General features: G+C 40.4%; 21 protein-coding genes and 1 pseudogene. 4 read left to right on the top strand and 18 right to left on the bottom strand.

The genetic code is table 11. From position 1 onward, the window contains the following. Positions 1-12: 12 nt before the first annotated feature. The 10 genes from BK120_RS21670 to BK120_RS21630 all read right to left on the bottom strand — a co-directional run bounded on the left by BK120_RS21670 (position 13) and on the right by BK120_RS21630 (position 4,568). Entirely contained in the window at positions 13-906 is an 894-nt protein-coding gene (locus tag BK120_RS21670; protein ID WP_144376815.1) for a hypothetical protein, read from the bottom strand. Between the two features lie 177 nt (positions 907-1,083). Next, positions 1,084-1,335, bottom strand: a complete 252-nt coding sequence (locus BK120_RS21660) for a hypothetical protein (protein ID WP_256710976.1) — start codon at positions 1,333-1,335, stop codon at positions 1,084-1,086. A 41-nt stretch (positions 1,336-1,376) separates the two neighbouring features. Further along, a complete protein-coding gene (locus BK120_RS21655; protein WP_076269566.1) occupies positions 1,377-1,727 on the bottom strand; it encodes a hypothetical protein in 351 nt (116 codons plus the stop codon). 82 nt (positions 1,728-1,809) lie between these two features. Beyond that, positions 1,810-1,965, bottom strand: a complete 156-nt coding sequence (locus tag BK120_RS35415) for a hypothetical protein (protein ID WP_179089852.1) — start codon at positions 1,963-1,965, stop codon at positions 1,810-1,812. Positions 1,966-1,970: 5 nt separating this feature from the next. Continuing rightward, a complete protein-coding gene (locus BK120_RS21650; RefSeq protein WP_179089851.1) occupies positions 1,971-2,132 on the bottom strand; it encodes an aspartyl-phosphate phosphatase Spo0E family protein in 162 nt (53 codons plus the stop codon). A gap of 62 nt (positions 2,133-2,194) precedes the next feature. Further along, complete coding sequence (locus tag BK120_RS21645) at positions 2,195-2,530, bottom strand: hypothetical protein (protein ID WP_076269565.1); 336 nt, start codon at positions 2,528-2,530, stop codon at positions 2,195-2,197. Beyond that, positions 2,527-3,693, bottom strand: coding sequence for an Alp7A family actin-like protein (locus tag BK120_RS21640; RefSeq protein WP_076269564.1), 1,167 nt, complete (start codon positions 3,691-3,693; stop codon positions 2,527-2,529). Before BK120_RS21640 ends, BK120_RS21645 begins: the two co-directional genes overlap by 4 nt. A gap of 19 nt (positions 3,694-3,712) precedes the next feature. Further along, positions 3,713-3,889: a hypothetical protein gene (locus BK120_RS35410; protein WP_179089850.1), complete on the bottom strand. Its 177-nt coding sequence runs from the start codon at positions 3,887-3,889 to the stop codon at positions 3,713-3,715. 187 nt (positions 3,890-4,076) lie between these two features. After that, the gene (locus BK120_RS21635) at positions 4,077-4,259 is read right to left on the bottom strand and encodes a helix-turn-helix domain-containing protein (RefSeq protein ID WP_076269563.1); all 183 of its coding nucleotides are present in this window, start codon (positions 4,257-4,259) and stop codon (positions 4,077-4,079) included. A 117-nt stretch (positions 4,260-4,376) separates the two neighbouring features. Further along, positions 4,377-4,568 carry a hypothetical protein gene (locus BK120_RS21630; RefSeq protein ID WP_076269562.1) on the bottom strand — a complete coding sequence of 64 codons (192 nt, stop codon included), beginning with the start codon at positions 4,566-4,568 and terminating at the stop codon, positions 4,377-4,379. A 243-nt stretch (positions 4,569-4,811) separates the two neighbouring features. Between BK120_RS21630 and BK120_RS21625 the strand changes: the two genes are divergently transcribed. The 3 genes from BK120_RS21625 (at position 4,812) to BK120_RS21615 (ending at position 7,707) form a co-directional block, all read left to right on the top strand. Then, on the top strand, positions 4,812-5,477 hold the full coding sequence (locus BK120_RS21625) for a helix-turn-helix domain-containing protein (protein ID WP_076269561.1): 666 nt from the start codon (positions 4,812-4,814) through the stop codon (positions 5,475-5,477). 185 nt (positions 5,478-5,662) lie between these two features. After that, positions 5,663-5,872 (top strand): helix-turn-helix domain-containing protein, encoded by a 210-nt coding sequence (locus BK120_RS36440; protein ID WP_076269560.1) that lies wholly within the window; start codon positions 5,663-5,665, stop codon positions 5,870-5,872. Positions 5,873-6,084: 212 nt separating this feature from the next. Then, positions 6,085-7,707: a recombinase family protein gene (locus BK120_RS21615; protein ID WP_083682292.1), complete on the top strand. Its 1,623-nt coding sequence runs from the start codon at positions 6,085-6,087 to the stop codon at positions 7,705-7,707. Between the two features lie 150 nt (positions 7,708-7,857). Here the strand turns inward: BK120_RS21615 and BK120_RS21610 are convergent. From BK120_RS21610 to BK120_RS21600, 3 genes and pseudogenes are all read right to left on the bottom strand, one after another. Next, a pseudogene (locus tag BK120_RS21610) lies at positions 7,858-8,058 on the bottom strand (manganese catalase family protein); the annotation flags it as partial. 43 nt (positions 8,059-8,101) lie between these two features. After that, positions 8,102-8,365, bottom strand: a complete 264-nt coding sequence (locus BK120_RS21605; RefSeq protein WP_144376813.1) for a spore coat protein CotJB — start codon at positions 8,363-8,365, stop codon at positions 8,102-8,104. Between the two features lie 2 nt (positions 8,366-8,367). After that, complete coding sequence (locus tag BK120_RS21600; protein ID WP_076269558.1) at positions 8,368-8,592, bottom strand: spore coat associated protein CotJA; 225 nt, start codon at positions 8,590-8,592, stop codon at positions 8,368-8,370. Positions 8,593-8,797: 205 nt separating this feature from the next. On the opposite strand from BK120_RS21600, the gene BK120_RS21595 reads away from it, so the two are divergent. Then, positions 8,798-9,670 (top strand): arylamine N-acetyltransferase family protein, encoded by an 873-nt coding sequence (locus BK120_RS21595; RefSeq protein ID WP_076269557.1) that lies wholly within the window; start codon positions 8,798-8,800, stop codon positions 9,668-9,670. A gap of 102 nt (positions 9,671-9,772) precedes the next feature. On the opposite strand, the gene BK120_RS21590 is transcribed toward BK120_RS21595, so the two are convergent. The 5 genes from BK120_RS21590 to BK120_RS21570 all read right to left on the bottom strand — a co-directional run bounded on the left by BK120_RS21590 (position 9,773) and on the right by BK120_RS21570 (position 16,131). Then, positions 9,773-10,051, bottom strand: coding sequence for a DUF2277 domain-containing protein (locus BK120_RS21590; RefSeq protein ID WP_076269556.1), 279 nt, complete (start codon positions 10,049-10,051; stop codon positions 9,773-9,775). Positions 10,052-10,162: 111 nt separating this feature from the next. Beyond that, positions 10,163-11,053 carry a glycoside hydrolase family 43 protein gene (locus BK120_RS21585; RefSeq protein ID WP_076269555.1) on the bottom strand — a complete coding sequence of 297 codons (891 nt, stop codon included), beginning with the start codon at positions 11,051-11,053 and terminating at the stop codon, positions 10,163-10,165. A 220-nt stretch (positions 11,054-11,273) separates the two neighbouring features. Then, positions 11,274-14,222 carry a GAP1-N2 domain-containing protein gene (locus tag BK120_RS21580; protein ID WP_076269554.1) on the bottom strand — a complete coding sequence of 983 codons (2,949 nt, stop codon included), beginning with the start codon at positions 14,220-14,222 and terminating at the stop codon, positions 11,274-11,276. After that, the gene (locus BK120_RS21575; protein ID WP_076269553.1) at positions 14,222-15,481 is read right to left on the bottom strand and encodes a TRAFAC clade GTPase domain-containing protein; all 1,260 of its coding nucleotides are present in this window, start codon (positions 15,479-15,481) and stop codon (positions 14,222-14,224) included. Before BK120_RS21575 ends, BK120_RS21580 begins: the two co-directional genes overlap by 1 nt. Before the next feature lie 14 nt (positions 15,482-15,495). Continuing rightward, positions 15,496-16,131 (bottom strand): beta-mannanase, encoded by a 636-nt coding sequence (locus BK120_RS21570; RefSeq protein ID WP_076269552.1) that lies wholly within the window; start codon positions 16,129-16,131, stop codon positions 15,496-15,498. Positions 16,132-16,139: the final 8 nt, after the last annotated feature.

The following is a 16,139-nucleotide window of genomic DNA, read 5'->3' as shown; positions in this document are numbered from 1 at the left end:
TTGTGTACATTATTAAGCGTACCGTTTTTTAATATCATCCCAATGATCCGCTACCTTCCGTAATGTCGCTTTTGCTTCTTTCTCACGAGCTGCTGCTGCATTAAAACGCTTGATATCCAAAAACTCAGATACATTTGTCTCAATGATTTGTTCCATAACCTGTGGATCAAGCGCATCCAATTCCCAGCATTCATAACCAAACTCCGATATGTAGCTCGTAGCTCGCGTGTCTGTAAGCTTAGTTGGGTTGGGAGGCGGTAGATATTGTTCAATTTGATCCATATTTAAAGCTACTCGTCGCACTAATGGAAAGGATTCAAATGTATTTAATCGCGCTTCGATATCGCGAGTCATGTCAATTCCGCTAGGATCATGATCTCCCAAATGGATAATTATCGTTTCTTTACCTTCATCATATTTTCGGACTAGCCGCTGTGCTGCAACCCACATTTCCGTTTGGCTCACATAACCACGACATGAGAAGTATGAAATATCTAATTGATCGCAAATCGTACCAACCACACCAACGAGGGCATCCTTCTCAACCCAAACCTCGACATGATAGTCCTGATCGGCCCATTTATCATAAGCAAAGCTTCTCGCTGTGGAGTACATAATATCCCCTAGTGTATTCCAATGGCTATTCCCTCTCAAATTTCGTGTTCGATCCTCTATTGCATCCCAATCAATAAGACCTGAGATACGAGCATCCGATACGAGCGTCCCCAAATTTTTATAGCTGCGCTCAGTATTCGGTATGATATCTCGTGCGACCAGTTGATAGTAAACTTGTCTAAGGGACAACGAGTATCCTCTAGAGATATATTCATTAATAATTTCGTTGACCTTGTGAATCAGTGCTAAGCTCTCACGACGAAATTTAATTTCCCGATAACAGATTTTCATAATATCCTCCCATTCTTATTAAATCCTGCAGAGTTTCTAGAATAAGTGCTAGTGGCCAACCGGTTAGTGGTAGAGAGTAGTTGACGAATCAATTTCCTCTCTCCCTCAACAGACTGCAATAGATTCTGCAAATCTACTTTCAAGTCATGAATTTGCTCAAAAGCATCAACCTGCAAGCTATTTTGCATGAGAGGTTTCACCTCTATGACAATGCCCTCTATAAATCCATTTCCCATCAACTTTGGCTATCGTGGCATAAGTAGCCCTTCCCCCAACGTGGCTATGAGGTTCACCGATTTGGACGAGAGAAGAAGTCCAGGATGCTGGAGGTAACACGTTCAGAAAGTATTCGTAAAACTCATCATCAACCTCATCACCAATTTTTAAGAAATCATCCATATTACCCTTCCAATCCTCATATTTCTTCATATAAATCCCCTCACTTTGTTAGTAAATTCAACCTACCATTATCAAGTGAGAGCGGTTATCTTCTCACGACGCCTGGGAACCAGCGTTTCGGCTAAATCAAATGCTTCGTATTTTCTTAGATAACGATTACGATAGTAATCTATAAGACCCTTTCTCTTAAGATACTCATATTTTGATCGAATCACTGACTCTGTTCGACCTAAACCAAAAGCCAAAGTTCGATTTTTATCGATTCCATAAAACATACATAAGTATTCCAAATCCTCATTTGAGAATTTTATTCCGTGATTCAAATGAAAATCAGGATGATATGTCATCCGATAATGTTTGTCATATGTAATGCCGTCGATAAGATCCGTTTCTGAATAAGATTTTAACTTAGCAACCCCCATCCATTATGCCTCCAATCTAGCCTGCCATCTTCAGGCGAGGAACGGCTATCTACCTCGCGACGCCCCATGCTGGGCGTTTCGGCTACGTCATAATAAAAAATCCTTGGTTGATTTTCTCCAACTCTTCATCCGTTGCCAGCTGCACGATATATGCTTTTTCAGCGAGATACAGTACGATTTTTTCACCTTCAACAAGCTGTTTTAAATCTTGTTGATAAGGGAAACCTTTAGCTTCCATCTGTCTTACCTCCTCTTCTTTTGCATCGCTAAATTAATCAGCTCGTCCAGTTCCTGACTCGCCTTTACCACATCTGGATGTACGAGATTATTGTTATTTTGATTAACTGCAAATTGCATCAAGAGTCGCTTTTGCTCAATGATTTGATCAAGCCCATCCCTCAGCACATCCATTCCTCCTTTTAAACGATTTTATGGTTCATGCCTGCCTTCGTGTTGATATAACGGCTTTAAAATCCGTATTCCAAATCACTTTCTACAATAAGCTGATTTATCGAATCACTACTAATTTGTTTCATGACAGTTTTAGACTCTATGACCTCCGGCTCTTCTTGACTCGATTTATTGCAGCCGCTGATAAGCAACTGCTTGATTTCATTTAATTCATCCATTACTTTGCTGCAGGAGCATGTCCCCGTTGACGTACCGATACGTCCAATCTCCTGTTTAACTTGCTGTGCTACCCATTCAGATAATTCACGACTTGTAGATAAATGCTCCAAAAAGTCATGTACATCATCCGTAAATTTCAATGCACTGACATTGTATTGATTTCGACGTGTCATTCTGAATTAGCGATCCTTACGCTAACTGGAATGTTGCGTTTTAAATAATTTTTCGCAACTATCTCTGAAGCATAAATATTCAATTTGCGTGAATCTTCAGGAAATATATGATACAGCTTAGCTACTTTCTCGCCCAGCTGTTTACATAAGTAATCCATCATATATTTGCGAAGTGCTTGATTTACGCCACCAATGTGAACGTAATACACTAGATCCCCTTGCTTAAAATTGAAACTTAGTAATGACTTCTGCATGGCAACAGCTGCAAAATCATTTAGTACCGGCTCTATATCCTCTGTTAGAGGAAACTCTACATGAGATACTGGATCCTTATATATAAAATTTTGAGTTTCAATGTGTGAGAGGATAAAGGATTCCAGAGACCGAACGTCCTGAAAATAATCCATAAGCTTGTCCGTTCTTAATTTCTCCAATACCGCTAAGTAACTTTGATCCGTTGATGATACAAAGTCATCTGACTTTTGAGCTCCGTTTAAATCAGGCTGCAGCTTACATAAATCTTGACTTTGACCTCCAATATCATCTATTACCGTATATGCTTCTTTGTACCTCTTAGCCTCTTCCCTTGGATTACCTTCAAGGTCGAGCTTCAGTGCATGTCGCGCATTTTCTCCTTCTATGCGGCACTCAGCATAATTCACTTTAATCGTTAGTTCACGACGATATCCTGGGGTAATAAGTTCAAAAGAAGTTTCTACTTGAAAACGAACTGCCATCGTTGCTAATTTTTCTTTAAAACTATTGCCTTTTTTAACTAGCCAAACTGGTAATAACGTGCCGAAATAGTCAATCGTTATGGTATCTTGTTTCAACTCTGGTTTTTTCATTGCATGATACAATGCCAATCCTGCAAGCCAAGTAACCCATACAGTCTCAGATTTCGTTTTATCATGCAATTTATAGATATGAGCATTACCTAAGAGCTCCGCTTGTGCTCGTTTCCCAACCATGAAGAACAGATCACCAGACCTAATGACAAGGTGTTCATCAAGGGAATCAGCAGGAATGGTTTGTGCAAATAACCCCTCTACAGTCTCTGACGAAATTTCTTTAATAGATGAAGGCATCTCAAAATAATGGCCATCAATCATGAATTGGCCAAGCGAGTTACCAAAGTCGGTAACCATACGTTGAATATCCAATTGTAATTCCTCCTATAAATTAGTAACTATTGATAAAATCAATAATTTCTTGCAAGTTATCTGCTTGCCACTCTGGAGATCCCATAACGTCAGGTCCATCATCAGGTAGAAATGCTGCGTATCTATAACCATCGTTTTCATTCTTAGAGGATGCTTCATAGATAGTCCAATTTATGTAGTTTTTTATTTTCTTCAAAGAGAATTTCCTCCGGATATTTTTTAAGAGTAATTGCAGACCAGGATTAAATTAATTTCATGGAGATATTGCGAATTTATAAGGGGAAAGTGTAGTATTAGAGGTGTCTAGTCTCAATTTTATACTTTCCAGAGAAGGTGATCGATTGCAGTCGATCATCTTTTCAATTTATATAGACGATTTTATATTAAAACAAATCACTAATGCTTACATTTAACGCTCTTGAGAGCCTTTCCAACACATCAAGAGATGGTTTTGTTTTACCTGTTTCAATTTCACTTAAGTACGGTTGTGTAATATTAGCAAGAACAGCAACCTCTAGTTGTGTCAAATCCTTACCAACTCTTAGGTTTTTAATCTTTAACTCCATATTCCCCCTCCTCTCAAGTTGAATTAATTTATATTGAGATTGTGGATGCATAAAAAAATAATAAAATATATAATTGCGATAGGTAAATAGTAGGAATATTGGAAATCCTCATCTTATTTACTCATTTTCAGATGCATATTTTTTTTCTAATATAGCCCAGCCGATCGAACTAAACTCATCGAGAATCTTATCAATATCTTCTTGTTTTGAAACACATTCTTTATCACGGATTATGATTGTCGAATTTCCAATTTCTATTGTTTTAATTATATTCCCATGTTCCTCATGCGGTTTGAATTGGTTTTTCATCTCATCATCCCTCCCATGAGAATATATATGCTGGTTAATCAATTGGACAGCCATAGATAATCACACACCTTTAAACAAAGTTTTATATTCAATAGTTGATAACTATAATTCATCACTTAGGTTGATGATAACTATTTATTCATCAATAGTCAATAGCTATGATTCATATATTGTTATCAATTTTTGTATGTTTAATTTTAGTTATCGTTCGTCTATAATAACTGATGAATGGAGTGTGTTTAGATGAATAGTTATAGTAATACATTAAAGCAATATGTTAACGAAAGTGGCTTATCATTAAGAGAAATATCAAGAAGATGTTCAAATAACAAAACACCAGTATCACAGGCTTATATTAGTAAACTAATAAATAACGATATTCCACCAGCTTCAGAAGAAGTTAACAAAGCATTAGCAAAAGCAACAAATTGTAATCCGGAAAAGTTAATTATTGCTGCACAGACAGAGAGATTAAAACCAGTACTAGACGATTTAGGTGAAGAGGGATTTGAAAATTTTCTTAATGCTGTTTCAGAAATGTATGCAGAAAAGTTTTATAATCATAATAAAAATAACTTAGATAAGAATACAGATGAGAAAAATAATTTTACTGAAAGTTATGTTAAGAAAATGTTTAAAGAAGCTACTAGTGAAGAAAAAATAAATATGTCCAGATACTTTTCATATTCAATAATTGGTGAGGATGGTTCAGAGACAAAAATACCTTCAAAAGACGAATTTAACGAATCAATACAAAAGATAATAATAGAAAATAAGAAACTTAAAATGCTTGAAACTATTCTTTCTGATGAGCGCAAAGAAAAACTCCTAAAGATTTTAGATGACTTAACTGATGAACAAGTAGACCATATTCTAAAAACAGCTGAAATTATAGCTTCGAAAGATTAATACAATCTTGTAAATACTTTTGTAACTCCTTAGAGATTTTTTCTTCTTCAATAAATAAAATAAGTTTATTAACCTGCTCTAAATTGAGATTTTTAATAGTTTTGAACAAATTTTCTCTTTTCATTTTGTCCTCCGATGTAGTTAAACAAGTTGATATTAAACAAGAATTAGGAGGTTCTAGTATAATGGCTTCTCTCCGGTATGGGAGTAGCCGTTTGCCTATGTTATTAGCCCAAAATAATATGTCTCAATCAGAGTTTTCCAGAAAACTGGGTGTGTCAAAAGCGTTTATTACCAAATTAATATCCGGTGAAAGAAAACTATCTGTTTTACGACTAAGAAAATCCGCTGAGATTTTAGGCTGTTCTATGGAGGATCTATACACTTGGGAATAACAAAAAAATGGCAAACGGTTGCGAGCTTAGCGCTCCTCCCTACCGCAATAGTAACCTTATAAGGTTACTATCAGACTAAAGAACCCCTATAATAGGACCACTTTTGAAATGATAACACATTAATTTCGTTTATTTTGTCGAATTGTGACATATTTTTGTGATTCATAAGTCCCTTTAATTCAATATTTTTTGTATTAGCTATAGTGCTATAATTGTTAAAAGCCAAGAAGGAGGTCCTTTTTCTGAAAAAAAAGATATTAGAAGGACAATTTTGTATTTATTTAAGAAAATCCCGTTCAGATTTAGAGGCTGAGGGTAAAGGTGAAGAAGATACTTATACAAGACATATGAATAATTTACTTCAACTTCAAAAAAAACTTGGGATTAACGTTACAGAAATATATAAAGAAAAGCCAATAACTGGTGAACGAATTTCAGCAAGGCCTGAAATGTTACGTTTACTAAATGATATTGAAGATAACCGTTGGGACGGAGTATTAGTTGTAGAAGTAGAGCGTCTTGCTCGTGGGGATACACTAGACCAAGGCATTGTTTCTCAAGCTTTTAAATATTCTGATACACTAATAATCACACCTATGAGAACATACGATCCAAATGATCCAAATGATGAAGAATATTTTGAATTCGGCTTATTTATGAGTCGGAGAGAATTCAAAACAATAACAAGAAGATTACAAGGAGGAAGAATTGATGGTGTAAAGGAAGGCCGATATATGGGCAATATTGCTCCTTATGGATACCAACGAATTAAATTACCTGGGAAGGGTTACACTTTAGAACCTCATCCAGAGCAAGCACAAATAGTACAATTAATTTTTTCATTATATACAGATCCTGATATAGATAAACGCTTAGGGACACAATTAATCGCACATTATCTGAATGATAAAGGCATCCCTACTATGAGGGGTTCAATGTGGATTGTAGTAACTATAAATACAATTTTAAGAAACCCAACATACATTGGTAATGTTAGATGGAAGTCACGACCATTATTAAAACGACGTGACTCTATAAGTCGTCCAAGATTACAACGTAAAGATTGGATTGAACAGAAAGGCTTACACCCAGCAATTATTGACGAAAACACATTTAATATGGCACAACAAATAATGAAAGCAAATAATAATAATCCAGGTCCGAAGAAAGGCGTAACAGTGAATCCCCTGGCTGGATTAATTAGATGTGGAGTTTGTGGATCTGCCGTCATAATGAGACAGTTTGGTGATAAGACTCCGGCTACTCTCATGTGCTCTATGCCACGTTGTAAAAATGTAAGTGCATATTTCCAGCTTATAGAAGATCGTCTCTTACAAGGTTTACGTGAATGGTTAGAGTCTTATAAAGTTGATTGGGAGTCAAAACGACCAACAATAAATACTTTTGATGACATGAAATTGAAAGCAAATCAAGATGCTTATAAATCATTAGAAAATAAACTCAAAGAATTAAGCAAACAAAAAAGCTCACTGCATGATTTGTTAGAACTAAAAATTTATACGATTGAGGTATATTTAGAAAGATCGAAAAACCTCGATTTGCGTATTGAAGAAACAAAAAACTCCCTCGAGCAGACAAAGCAAGCATTAGAAGTTTATAATAAACGAGAATCAGCAAGAACAAATATTATTCCTCAAATAGAGCATGTACTTGATGTTTATAATGAAGCTCAAACTCCTGAAGAGAAAAACCAATTACTAAAATTAATCCTTGGATCTGTTGTATACACTAAAAAAGAAGGCGGTAGATGGAGTGGCGCTCAAGATAAATTCACTCTAGAACTTCAACCTAAGTTACCAGAATTAAAAATATAATTCTTTAAAAGATTGTAATTTCAATGTACATAAAAATGCATACAAATACGGGCTGATGCAAGGAGCAGCCCTTTTTCTTTAATTAATGAAACCATTTATCATCTTATGATTAAAATATACTACAATAGAAAATCATCACCTACAAATATGATGTACCAATTCCTCAGTGCCTATATCTGTTAGCAATCCAATGACTTTATCTGGAATCGTGTACCTCTGGTTTAAATACCGAAGCGCTGCTGCAAGCTCACCGTCAGCACCGCCATATTGCTCCATTAGAAACTTAGCCATCATTGGATCGCATTTGCTTACGCGAACGGGATATTGCAGTTTTTTCTCATAAACCCACATGTACGGTGCCTCCTCTAGTTTTCCTACTGGCTCTATCCACTATTTATACCTGCCACGGCCATGGTGTATCATTCCATGACCAAGGGTTGGTAGAGAAGCTTTGGCCAAAATGCTTTAAAGGTCCGTATTTCGATTCATACTGCTGTACGATAGGCAATCTTAGCTGTGCGAACTGGTTGTATTGATGTATGGCATTGGAATCTGTAGGATGAGTATCCAAATATAAATTCAGCTCCACGAGTACAAAATCTACCGCCTGCAAATCATGCAGCAGCTTGTAATACTCTTCATCAAGTATGATCGCCACCGTCAATCACCTTCTTCCTGTCTGTCGTTTTTCGGATCATATGGGCTATACAACATGGGCCAGAGTGTGCCATATCTCAATGCTTCATGAGGTGAAAACTGAGGTAAATTGGGCGGTTGAAAGGTAATAAATAATTGAGGCGGCGTGCTGAAGCTTTTTACTTTTATAGGCGGGCAGGGATCTAAAGGGCTAATAAACGGCTTATAATAACGCACCTGATTATTCACGCAGATGTCTCCTCTCGGTATGCTCTTCAAAAAAGTATATGTATAAGGACTTGGTCATCATGACTAACCATTCATTGAATGATGCTGTACCGGTACAGTCTTTGCATTTCTACATTGTTCTCTAGCTCTTTCTCGTTTAGGATGTGATAAAGGCAATAAAATAAAGAAGCTCAAAACGATGTTTGAGCCATAGAGGTGAATCGTTATGGAACCGTTGACGAGAGAAGAAATAAAAGCTTATTTAAGCAGGCTCGGTATCTCAGAAATTCAGGAGCCAACCAAGGCATTTCTATTTGAGCTTCATAGAGCCCATGTTAGAGTTTTCTCTTGGCAAACCATTGATGTTTTTGCAGGTAAACCCGCAGGAATTCAACTCAATCAATCCGTCCCGCTTCTTATCCATGGCAGAAGCGGATATTGTTTTCATTTAAATGGCGCATTTAGCCAGCTTCTGCGTTCATTAGGCTACAAGGTTTCATTCCACCGGGCAGGCGTACAGCCAATAGGTGCCGAGCCTCGTATCAACTCGTTTCACCTTGGACTAACCGCTCACTTGTTGAACGAAAACAACGAAGAAGAACAATGGATTATTGATGTTGGATTAGGCGATATGCCCTATGAGCCGCTGCCTCTTCTTGCTGGAACGTATAACCAGAACCCTTTTATTTATAAAGTAACAGAATCTCTTGTTGTTCCAAATGGATGGCGCTTAGAGCATGATCCATCTGCGTCATTTGTTGGCGTGGATTATGATTCTACCGTTTTGGCGGATATGACAGAGTTTGAGCCTAAGCATGAGCATTACAGCCGCTCCGCAGAATCTCCATGGATCAATATGTTTTTAATTCGAAATAGACATGCTGGCGGAAGCAATGAAATAAGGGGCTGCATTTGGAATGAACGAGGAACTGACGGTGTGAGGCAGACGGAATTAGTGAGTCAATCCCAGTGGCTCGAGGTGTTGGGTGAGGTTTTTGAAGAAAAACTCGTCAACTACAGCAGTCAAGAACGGGATGAACTATGGAAAAGAATACAGCTTGCTCATGAACAATGGAAAATAGCAAAAGCCTCATCATAACAAAAAAAGGCTTTTACTATCTCCTTATAGATGTCCTAATCAAATAAACCTCAGAGAAATCTGAGGTTCATTTGTCTATAAGTGGTATAAGAACTCCAACCTCTAAGCTTCCGCCGTACCAAATCTTTTGGCATTTCTTGCGCGGGCACGCTCGATTTCGACCTCTCGATCACGCGGCTCAGCTTGGGTGACTAGCGTGTCGAGCAATTTCTGAGCAGCCGCAGCCACCTCTTGAATCGCAACATTGAATGCTTCTTCATTGGCTTTCGATGGCGACTGATATCCCGATAGCTTTCGAACAAACTGGAGCGAAGCGGCAGCTACTTCTTCTTCTGTTGCCGGTGGATCGAAGTTAAATAACGTTTTAATATTTCGGCACATCATGCTCTTCCTTTCATCTTTTTATTTGGACTGACATCATTAGTTGCATGCAAATACAAGCTTTTAACTTCGATAATAGCTTTTCTATAGAAACTTTTCAAGCGATAACAACTACCAAGCATTTGTCATCACTATCGGTTTTATCTCCCCGTCAGCAACAATCATTTTATCAATACAAAGCATACGATTCCCCGCTTCAGGGTCACCAATAATACGGCGATGATAAACAATGAGCCACTCATCACTTTCAGGCAAATGGAGGAACCCATGATGTCCTGGCCCTTCCGCAATAGGCTCTTGTCGCTCAAGCACGATACCCTTATTCTCGAATGGACCCAAAGGATTATCACTCACGCCATACGCAACGCAATAAGAGCCGTTCACCCAGTCTCCTTGCGACCACATGAGGTAGTACAGTCCATCCTTCTTTATCATACAAGGTCCTTCAACATAACCATCAGGCGTAATGGAGAGAAAGGTTTCTCCATTATCAAGCGGGATGAACCCCGTCATATCATCATTCATTTTCGCTACGTTGCAATGACGCCAGCCGCCATAATATAAATAGATCGTTCCATCATCATCCTTGAACAAATGAGCATCAATGGGCTGAGCCGAATGAATGAATCGATCAATGAGCGGTTTTCCCAAATATCCTCTGAATGGCCCTTCAGGACGGTCAGATACGGCTATCTCCAAACCGCCGATTTCATCGTTGCTTTGAATATCGTTTGTTGCAAAAACCAAATAATATTTTCCTCGTTTCTGGGTAATCGTAGGCGCCCAAACCGCTCTCCACATCCATGGAAAGTCTGACATTTCAATAATGCTCTCATGCTTCTCCCAATGGATCAGATCGCTTGAGCTGAACGCATCCAAATTCAATTGCTTCGTATATTCCGTAATAGACCTGGTCGCATAAATCCAATGCTTGCCTTCATACGTTCTCGCTTCAGGATCAGCATACCAGCCTGGGACTATCGGATTATTAATACCTTTCATCGAAAAACAGCTCCTTGTTCGTGTTGTAGTACCGATATTGTAAAATATTGCAGACCCTATGTCTCTATCATAAATTCAACTTTCTTATCCACTTTTATGACATGAATCAATTTCATCATTTTAATAGCCGATTAGCTAAAAAGAAAAAAAGGGTCTTCCCAGCAGTAGTAAAACTACTAACGGAACAACCCTTCCTATTCTTATAAATACATTGCTTTGTTTATGGCGCAACAACACGCAGAACGGAAATCTCATACTTCGATTCACCGACTGTAATAATGCTTTTCTCCGGTATATCAACCTGCTTACCGAGATTAACGACAACCCTGTTCGTATAGTCTGCTTCATTTATTGCAGTATTGCTCGGTTGCTCCGTCTGAGAATCGGTAGCTGTCGGCAGTGAATCAGTTTCAGCCGGCGTTGGCGTCGGTGTCGGCGCTGGTTTATCGGATTCTTTGGCAGTCGAATCCGTTGTTTCCGACGGCTGTGACGAGCTTTCAACTTGATTCCCTTCCGTGCTGCTATTCCCTGTATCCGCTTTGCAATCAGATGCAACTTCAAGTGTGGTGTACGCAACCGCTTCTGCACCCGGCGTTTCTATCGTCAATGAGCTAGGCTTTAACAGTCCGCAAGCTGCTGCTTCCTTAAATGCGAAGACGAGGGTGGTCGCAGCCTTCTTCCCCTCTGATGCAGCATTTTGCTCCACGTATACGATTGTATCCGGCTGGGTTATGCTCGGTTCAGGAGTCGTTTCAGGCAAAACAGCACCACCAGGCTTCACATCATCCTTGCCGCCGAAGGCAAACATAATGCCGGCTACGATTAGTACAATACCTATAGCCGATAACGATGTTATAAACGTCGATTTACGATTCCTGCGAAAAAATTTAGTCAGCGGTGAGGATAGCTCGCGCTCCGCTTGTTTATATACACCTTTAAGAATAGGACCTGCTTTGTCAAAATGCTGCTTCCAATTGGCTCGTTTCTTAAATGCATCCCGGTCATGTTTTGTGAAATAGCTGACTACTGCAGTTACATAGGCAGGGACAAAACCTCTTGAGCGCATGAAACTAGGATGTTTTTCTGCCCATCGGAAAAATAGATATACCGTATCTTTTTGAGCCGCATTTTGCTGCAAATAGTTGAGGAGCGTGGCATAATCCACTGATTCCATATCCGAGCTGCGAAGAAACAATAGCACGAGACGCGGAAACTCAGCTAACTCCAGCTGATTGGCAAGCAATCGGCGACCAACGAGCTGCACCCGGTCGATCTCTGCTGGGGATAGATTTTCGAATAAATCTACCGTTGGCTCCGGGAATGCGAAGCATTCGTAAAGCGCCTGCAGCTCAAGCGCTGCTGATTTCTGTCTCGGATCGTTCAGCTGTCCATTCCATTTTTTCAGCTGCTCCTTCGATTTGAGAAACTCGCCCAGCATGAGCTGATCCTTCGTCAATCTTTCCATATCAAGTTCAATTAACATTGCTCGATAAGCCGCAAGCTCGAGCTCCGTATAAAACTCTACCGCATCATGAGATGGAAGCTGTTTTCGCGCGCCAAACTTGCCTTCACTTGCTGCTAAGCTGCGCAATTGCTCAAGCACTTTGCTTGTCGCTGGCAGCGAGTGGCGCTCCCGTTTCAGCTTCTCAATGAGCTGCTGGCGGACCAGCACAAAAAAGTCTTCATCACCGTACAGCTTAGGATGAGCGTTGCCCCACTGCTCAATGAGATGCAGAACACTTTTGGCTCCTGCAGCTGCTTTAAGCTTTTGCTCAAGGAATGGAATAAATAAGTTTGCACTTAGCTTCGCATCTACTAAGACTCTTGTGAAAAAAGCTATGCTAAAGGCAGGATTGCTTTCTACTGCCGCATAGAAGGAAGCCGCCGCGTCTTGCTCACTCTGCTTTCTTGCATTTAGCAATGCTAAAATGAAAAAGGAAACAAGCTTATTTTCGATATGTTTGCCTTCAATTTGATAGTATTGTGTAAACACATCTACAATGAAGGTTTCCGGCACTACTCCTTGCCTAGCACGGTCAAACTCATAATCAAATCGAGACAGAAATAAATCATTCAAGCGCATCTTGGCATCCAATGCGCCGGATGGCTGCAAATAATCCATCAAGCTCCGCATTACCGCGCTTTTATGCGATTCATATAACTTTTCGTTGCCTTCCTCGATTTGGTAAACGACGCATAGCTCATGATAACAGGCTGCTGCGAGTTCGCGCTCCTCCCCCATATCTGCCAGCATCAGCTCAGCGAATTGAAAGAAGCTATCTGTACGGTCAGGACGATCCAAGTTATCCCATGCAAAATCCAAAAACGGCTGATCTATACCGTCCAGATCAACATTCATCATTCGGTCGTTGCCGAAATCAAACGTAAAATCCTTCTCGATGCTGCGATCCCCTTGGCGGAGGCTTCCTTGCTCTACGAACGTAAGATGAACCGATTTGCGGCTTACCGGCTCTTTCGCATAAGTAATGAAACCAAGCTGCTTGCGGAAGGCGTAGGGTAAACTCGCATATAGCACACCAAGCAGCTGTTTTGCCTTGTCCGGCAGCTGTTTGATTGGTACATCAAGCGAAACATAGATCTTTTTCTTACCACCGACTGCTGCCATTACCGCATAGAGCAGCTGTTTGAACGATTTTTCTGAAATGTTCAGCAGAGAAAGGATGGAACGAGCAGACGGCTTAATCGCTGCTGCACTCTGAATCGGAAGCTCTAGCAGCTCTGCTATTTCCGTACCGCTGTCAATATTATATTGATCTACGAAAGCGGCTTGCAGCCAGTTCATATAATCACTTGCAGGCTTGCTGCTATGACCGCTTGGAATAATAAAGTTATGCGTAAAAAACGCGCTGCGAAGACCCGTGAAGTCGGCTGCCTGATAAACGCTTCTGCCAAGAAGCACATCGCCATTATCCAAATGAAGCAAGTGCATCGTCTCTGGATACGCGGAACCGTCCTTCTCACCGCGGGTAGCCAGTTCAGTCGGGGCATCATAAACACAAAACGGATGAAGCACTTTTTTGACAAATGATGCTTCCAAACCGCTTGATTTGGCGATCGTGTCATAACCTTCCGTAGATCTGAAAATGCCGCGTCTTTCCCGTGCATACATCTGCTGCTGAATCATCCTGCTGGGCGTAGAATCGCGCACTATTCTCTTCTCCCCTCAATGAAGTTCAGCTTATAAAGCAGCCAAATGAAGGGCTCGTCTACCCGAATGGGACTGACGACGGTTTGCAGCTTCTGATCGACGGGATTGCTGCCGAGTGCGGAAACCGCATAATAAGCCGTATCCTTAAAATAAACATCCATCGTACCTTTAAAGGGACGATCGACCTTCTCGATGAAACGTCGGATTTCTCCATCAATATTTTCAAACTCGGTCAGGTTAAAATAATTGCGATGTACCATGTTGTTGAAAATATTGCTGTTCGATTTAATATATTCTCCATCTTCATCCTTTAGCGAATGAAGCATATCGCTCTTCGTTAAAACGACCGCAGTCGGAATATCCGTTTTGTTGTTTTCCTGATAAGCAATAAAGTCGCCAAACATCGTCAGAACAACGTCGCGCGGCTCGTCGTATTGGGAAACCCAAACACCTGGCTTATCGCCCAGATTCATTCTAATTTTCTCGCGAATGGAGCGAATTTGCAGCGGATCTACCATCAGCAATATGCCTGCTGAATTTTTGATATGCTGACCATGCAAACCAAGATAATCCTGCTCTACCATGCCCTCGCCAGCGACATCAAAAAATACGAGAGTGAGCGGTGGCTTCGATTCATCTTTAAACACAAATTGAAAAATAAAAGGCTCCTGCATCTTTTCCTTTTGGGTAGACGCAAGCAGATCGCCGCGCTCAAACAGCGGCTCCTCGTAATAGGTTCGGAATTTTCGGCTAATTTCAGCGTTAAGCGGCATGCAGGCTGCATTAAAATGATCCGCTGTCGTGTTCTGCAGCGTATGTATCAACGCGGTCATATACACCGACTTGCCTACTTGTGAAGCGCCAATGATTGAAATAATATTGCTCGGCACCTTGCCTGCCGTTACTGGAATTTCGTTGTGACATTTAGGACAAAGTCTTCTGCGTGTCAGCTCGCCATAGCGGTCATTAATTCCAATTAATACATGGTCTGAGTAAATCCGATGCTCTTCAGGCACGTCGTTTGGATAGAGCACCGCTTCCATATCGTGTACAGAATCAAGGCCAAAACGCTCACGATACTTATTCAGCTCATCATCTTCTCCAAGCGCATAATCCTCATCATCCTCACGGGAATGTGAAGCGCGGAACACAACCTCATCCGGTGTAAATTTACTAAAACAATAGGGGCAAACAATATCATAAAACAAAGGCCTTTGCTTTGCTTCCGGCTTTTTCTTGAAAAGATCGAAAATACCCATGCGATCTTCCTCCTTTATACTGAAATTAATTCGTACATCTGTCCAGACGTTCGGCCATCCGTGAAAAACAATCGTATAAAATCCTGTTTGCCAACCTCAATGGCAGGCAAAACGGTTTTTCCAGCTGCGAATGGCGCAACGAACGGATACAGCATGCCGTCTTCTTTATTTGCGGGATAACTGCCCTGCTTTTTCACATAACAAAGCACGTCTTTCCCAATTGGTACCTCTGTTGAAACTTGAATTTGAATCGTTTTGAACTTTCTGAACAAACCGCTCTTATTTGTAATCGAATAATGAATCTTAGCTCGGCCAGCACTTATTTCGATGCTGTTCTCGTGATTAGGTTGAAGGATGAGCTGCGGACCGCCGCTCCCCTCCAGCGCGGCATATACTGTAAAGACAAAACGTCCGATGCCCTCTAATCGGCTATGATAGCCATTATTCGCTTTATATTCTGCCTTCGTGTACAACTTGACAGTTCCTATATCCACGGGGCTTTCCGCCGCCTGCTCAGCCGGCGTTTTCCCAATGTAGACCGCTTCTATACCGCCCGGCCAAATCCAGCGCAGCGTGCAGCGGTCCTCCTCCAACACGCGAGTTAAACCGCTGATGATCGGAGAACCATCCTCTGCATCGATAAACCGCATTTATATCC

It is taken from the genome of Paenibacillus sp. FSL A5-0031, from assembly GCF_001956295.1.
GTDB lineage: Bacteria > Bacillota > Bacilli > Paenibacillales > Paenibacillaceae > Pristimantibacillus.
This window is presented reverse-complemented; position numbering and strand designations above follow the sequence as displayed.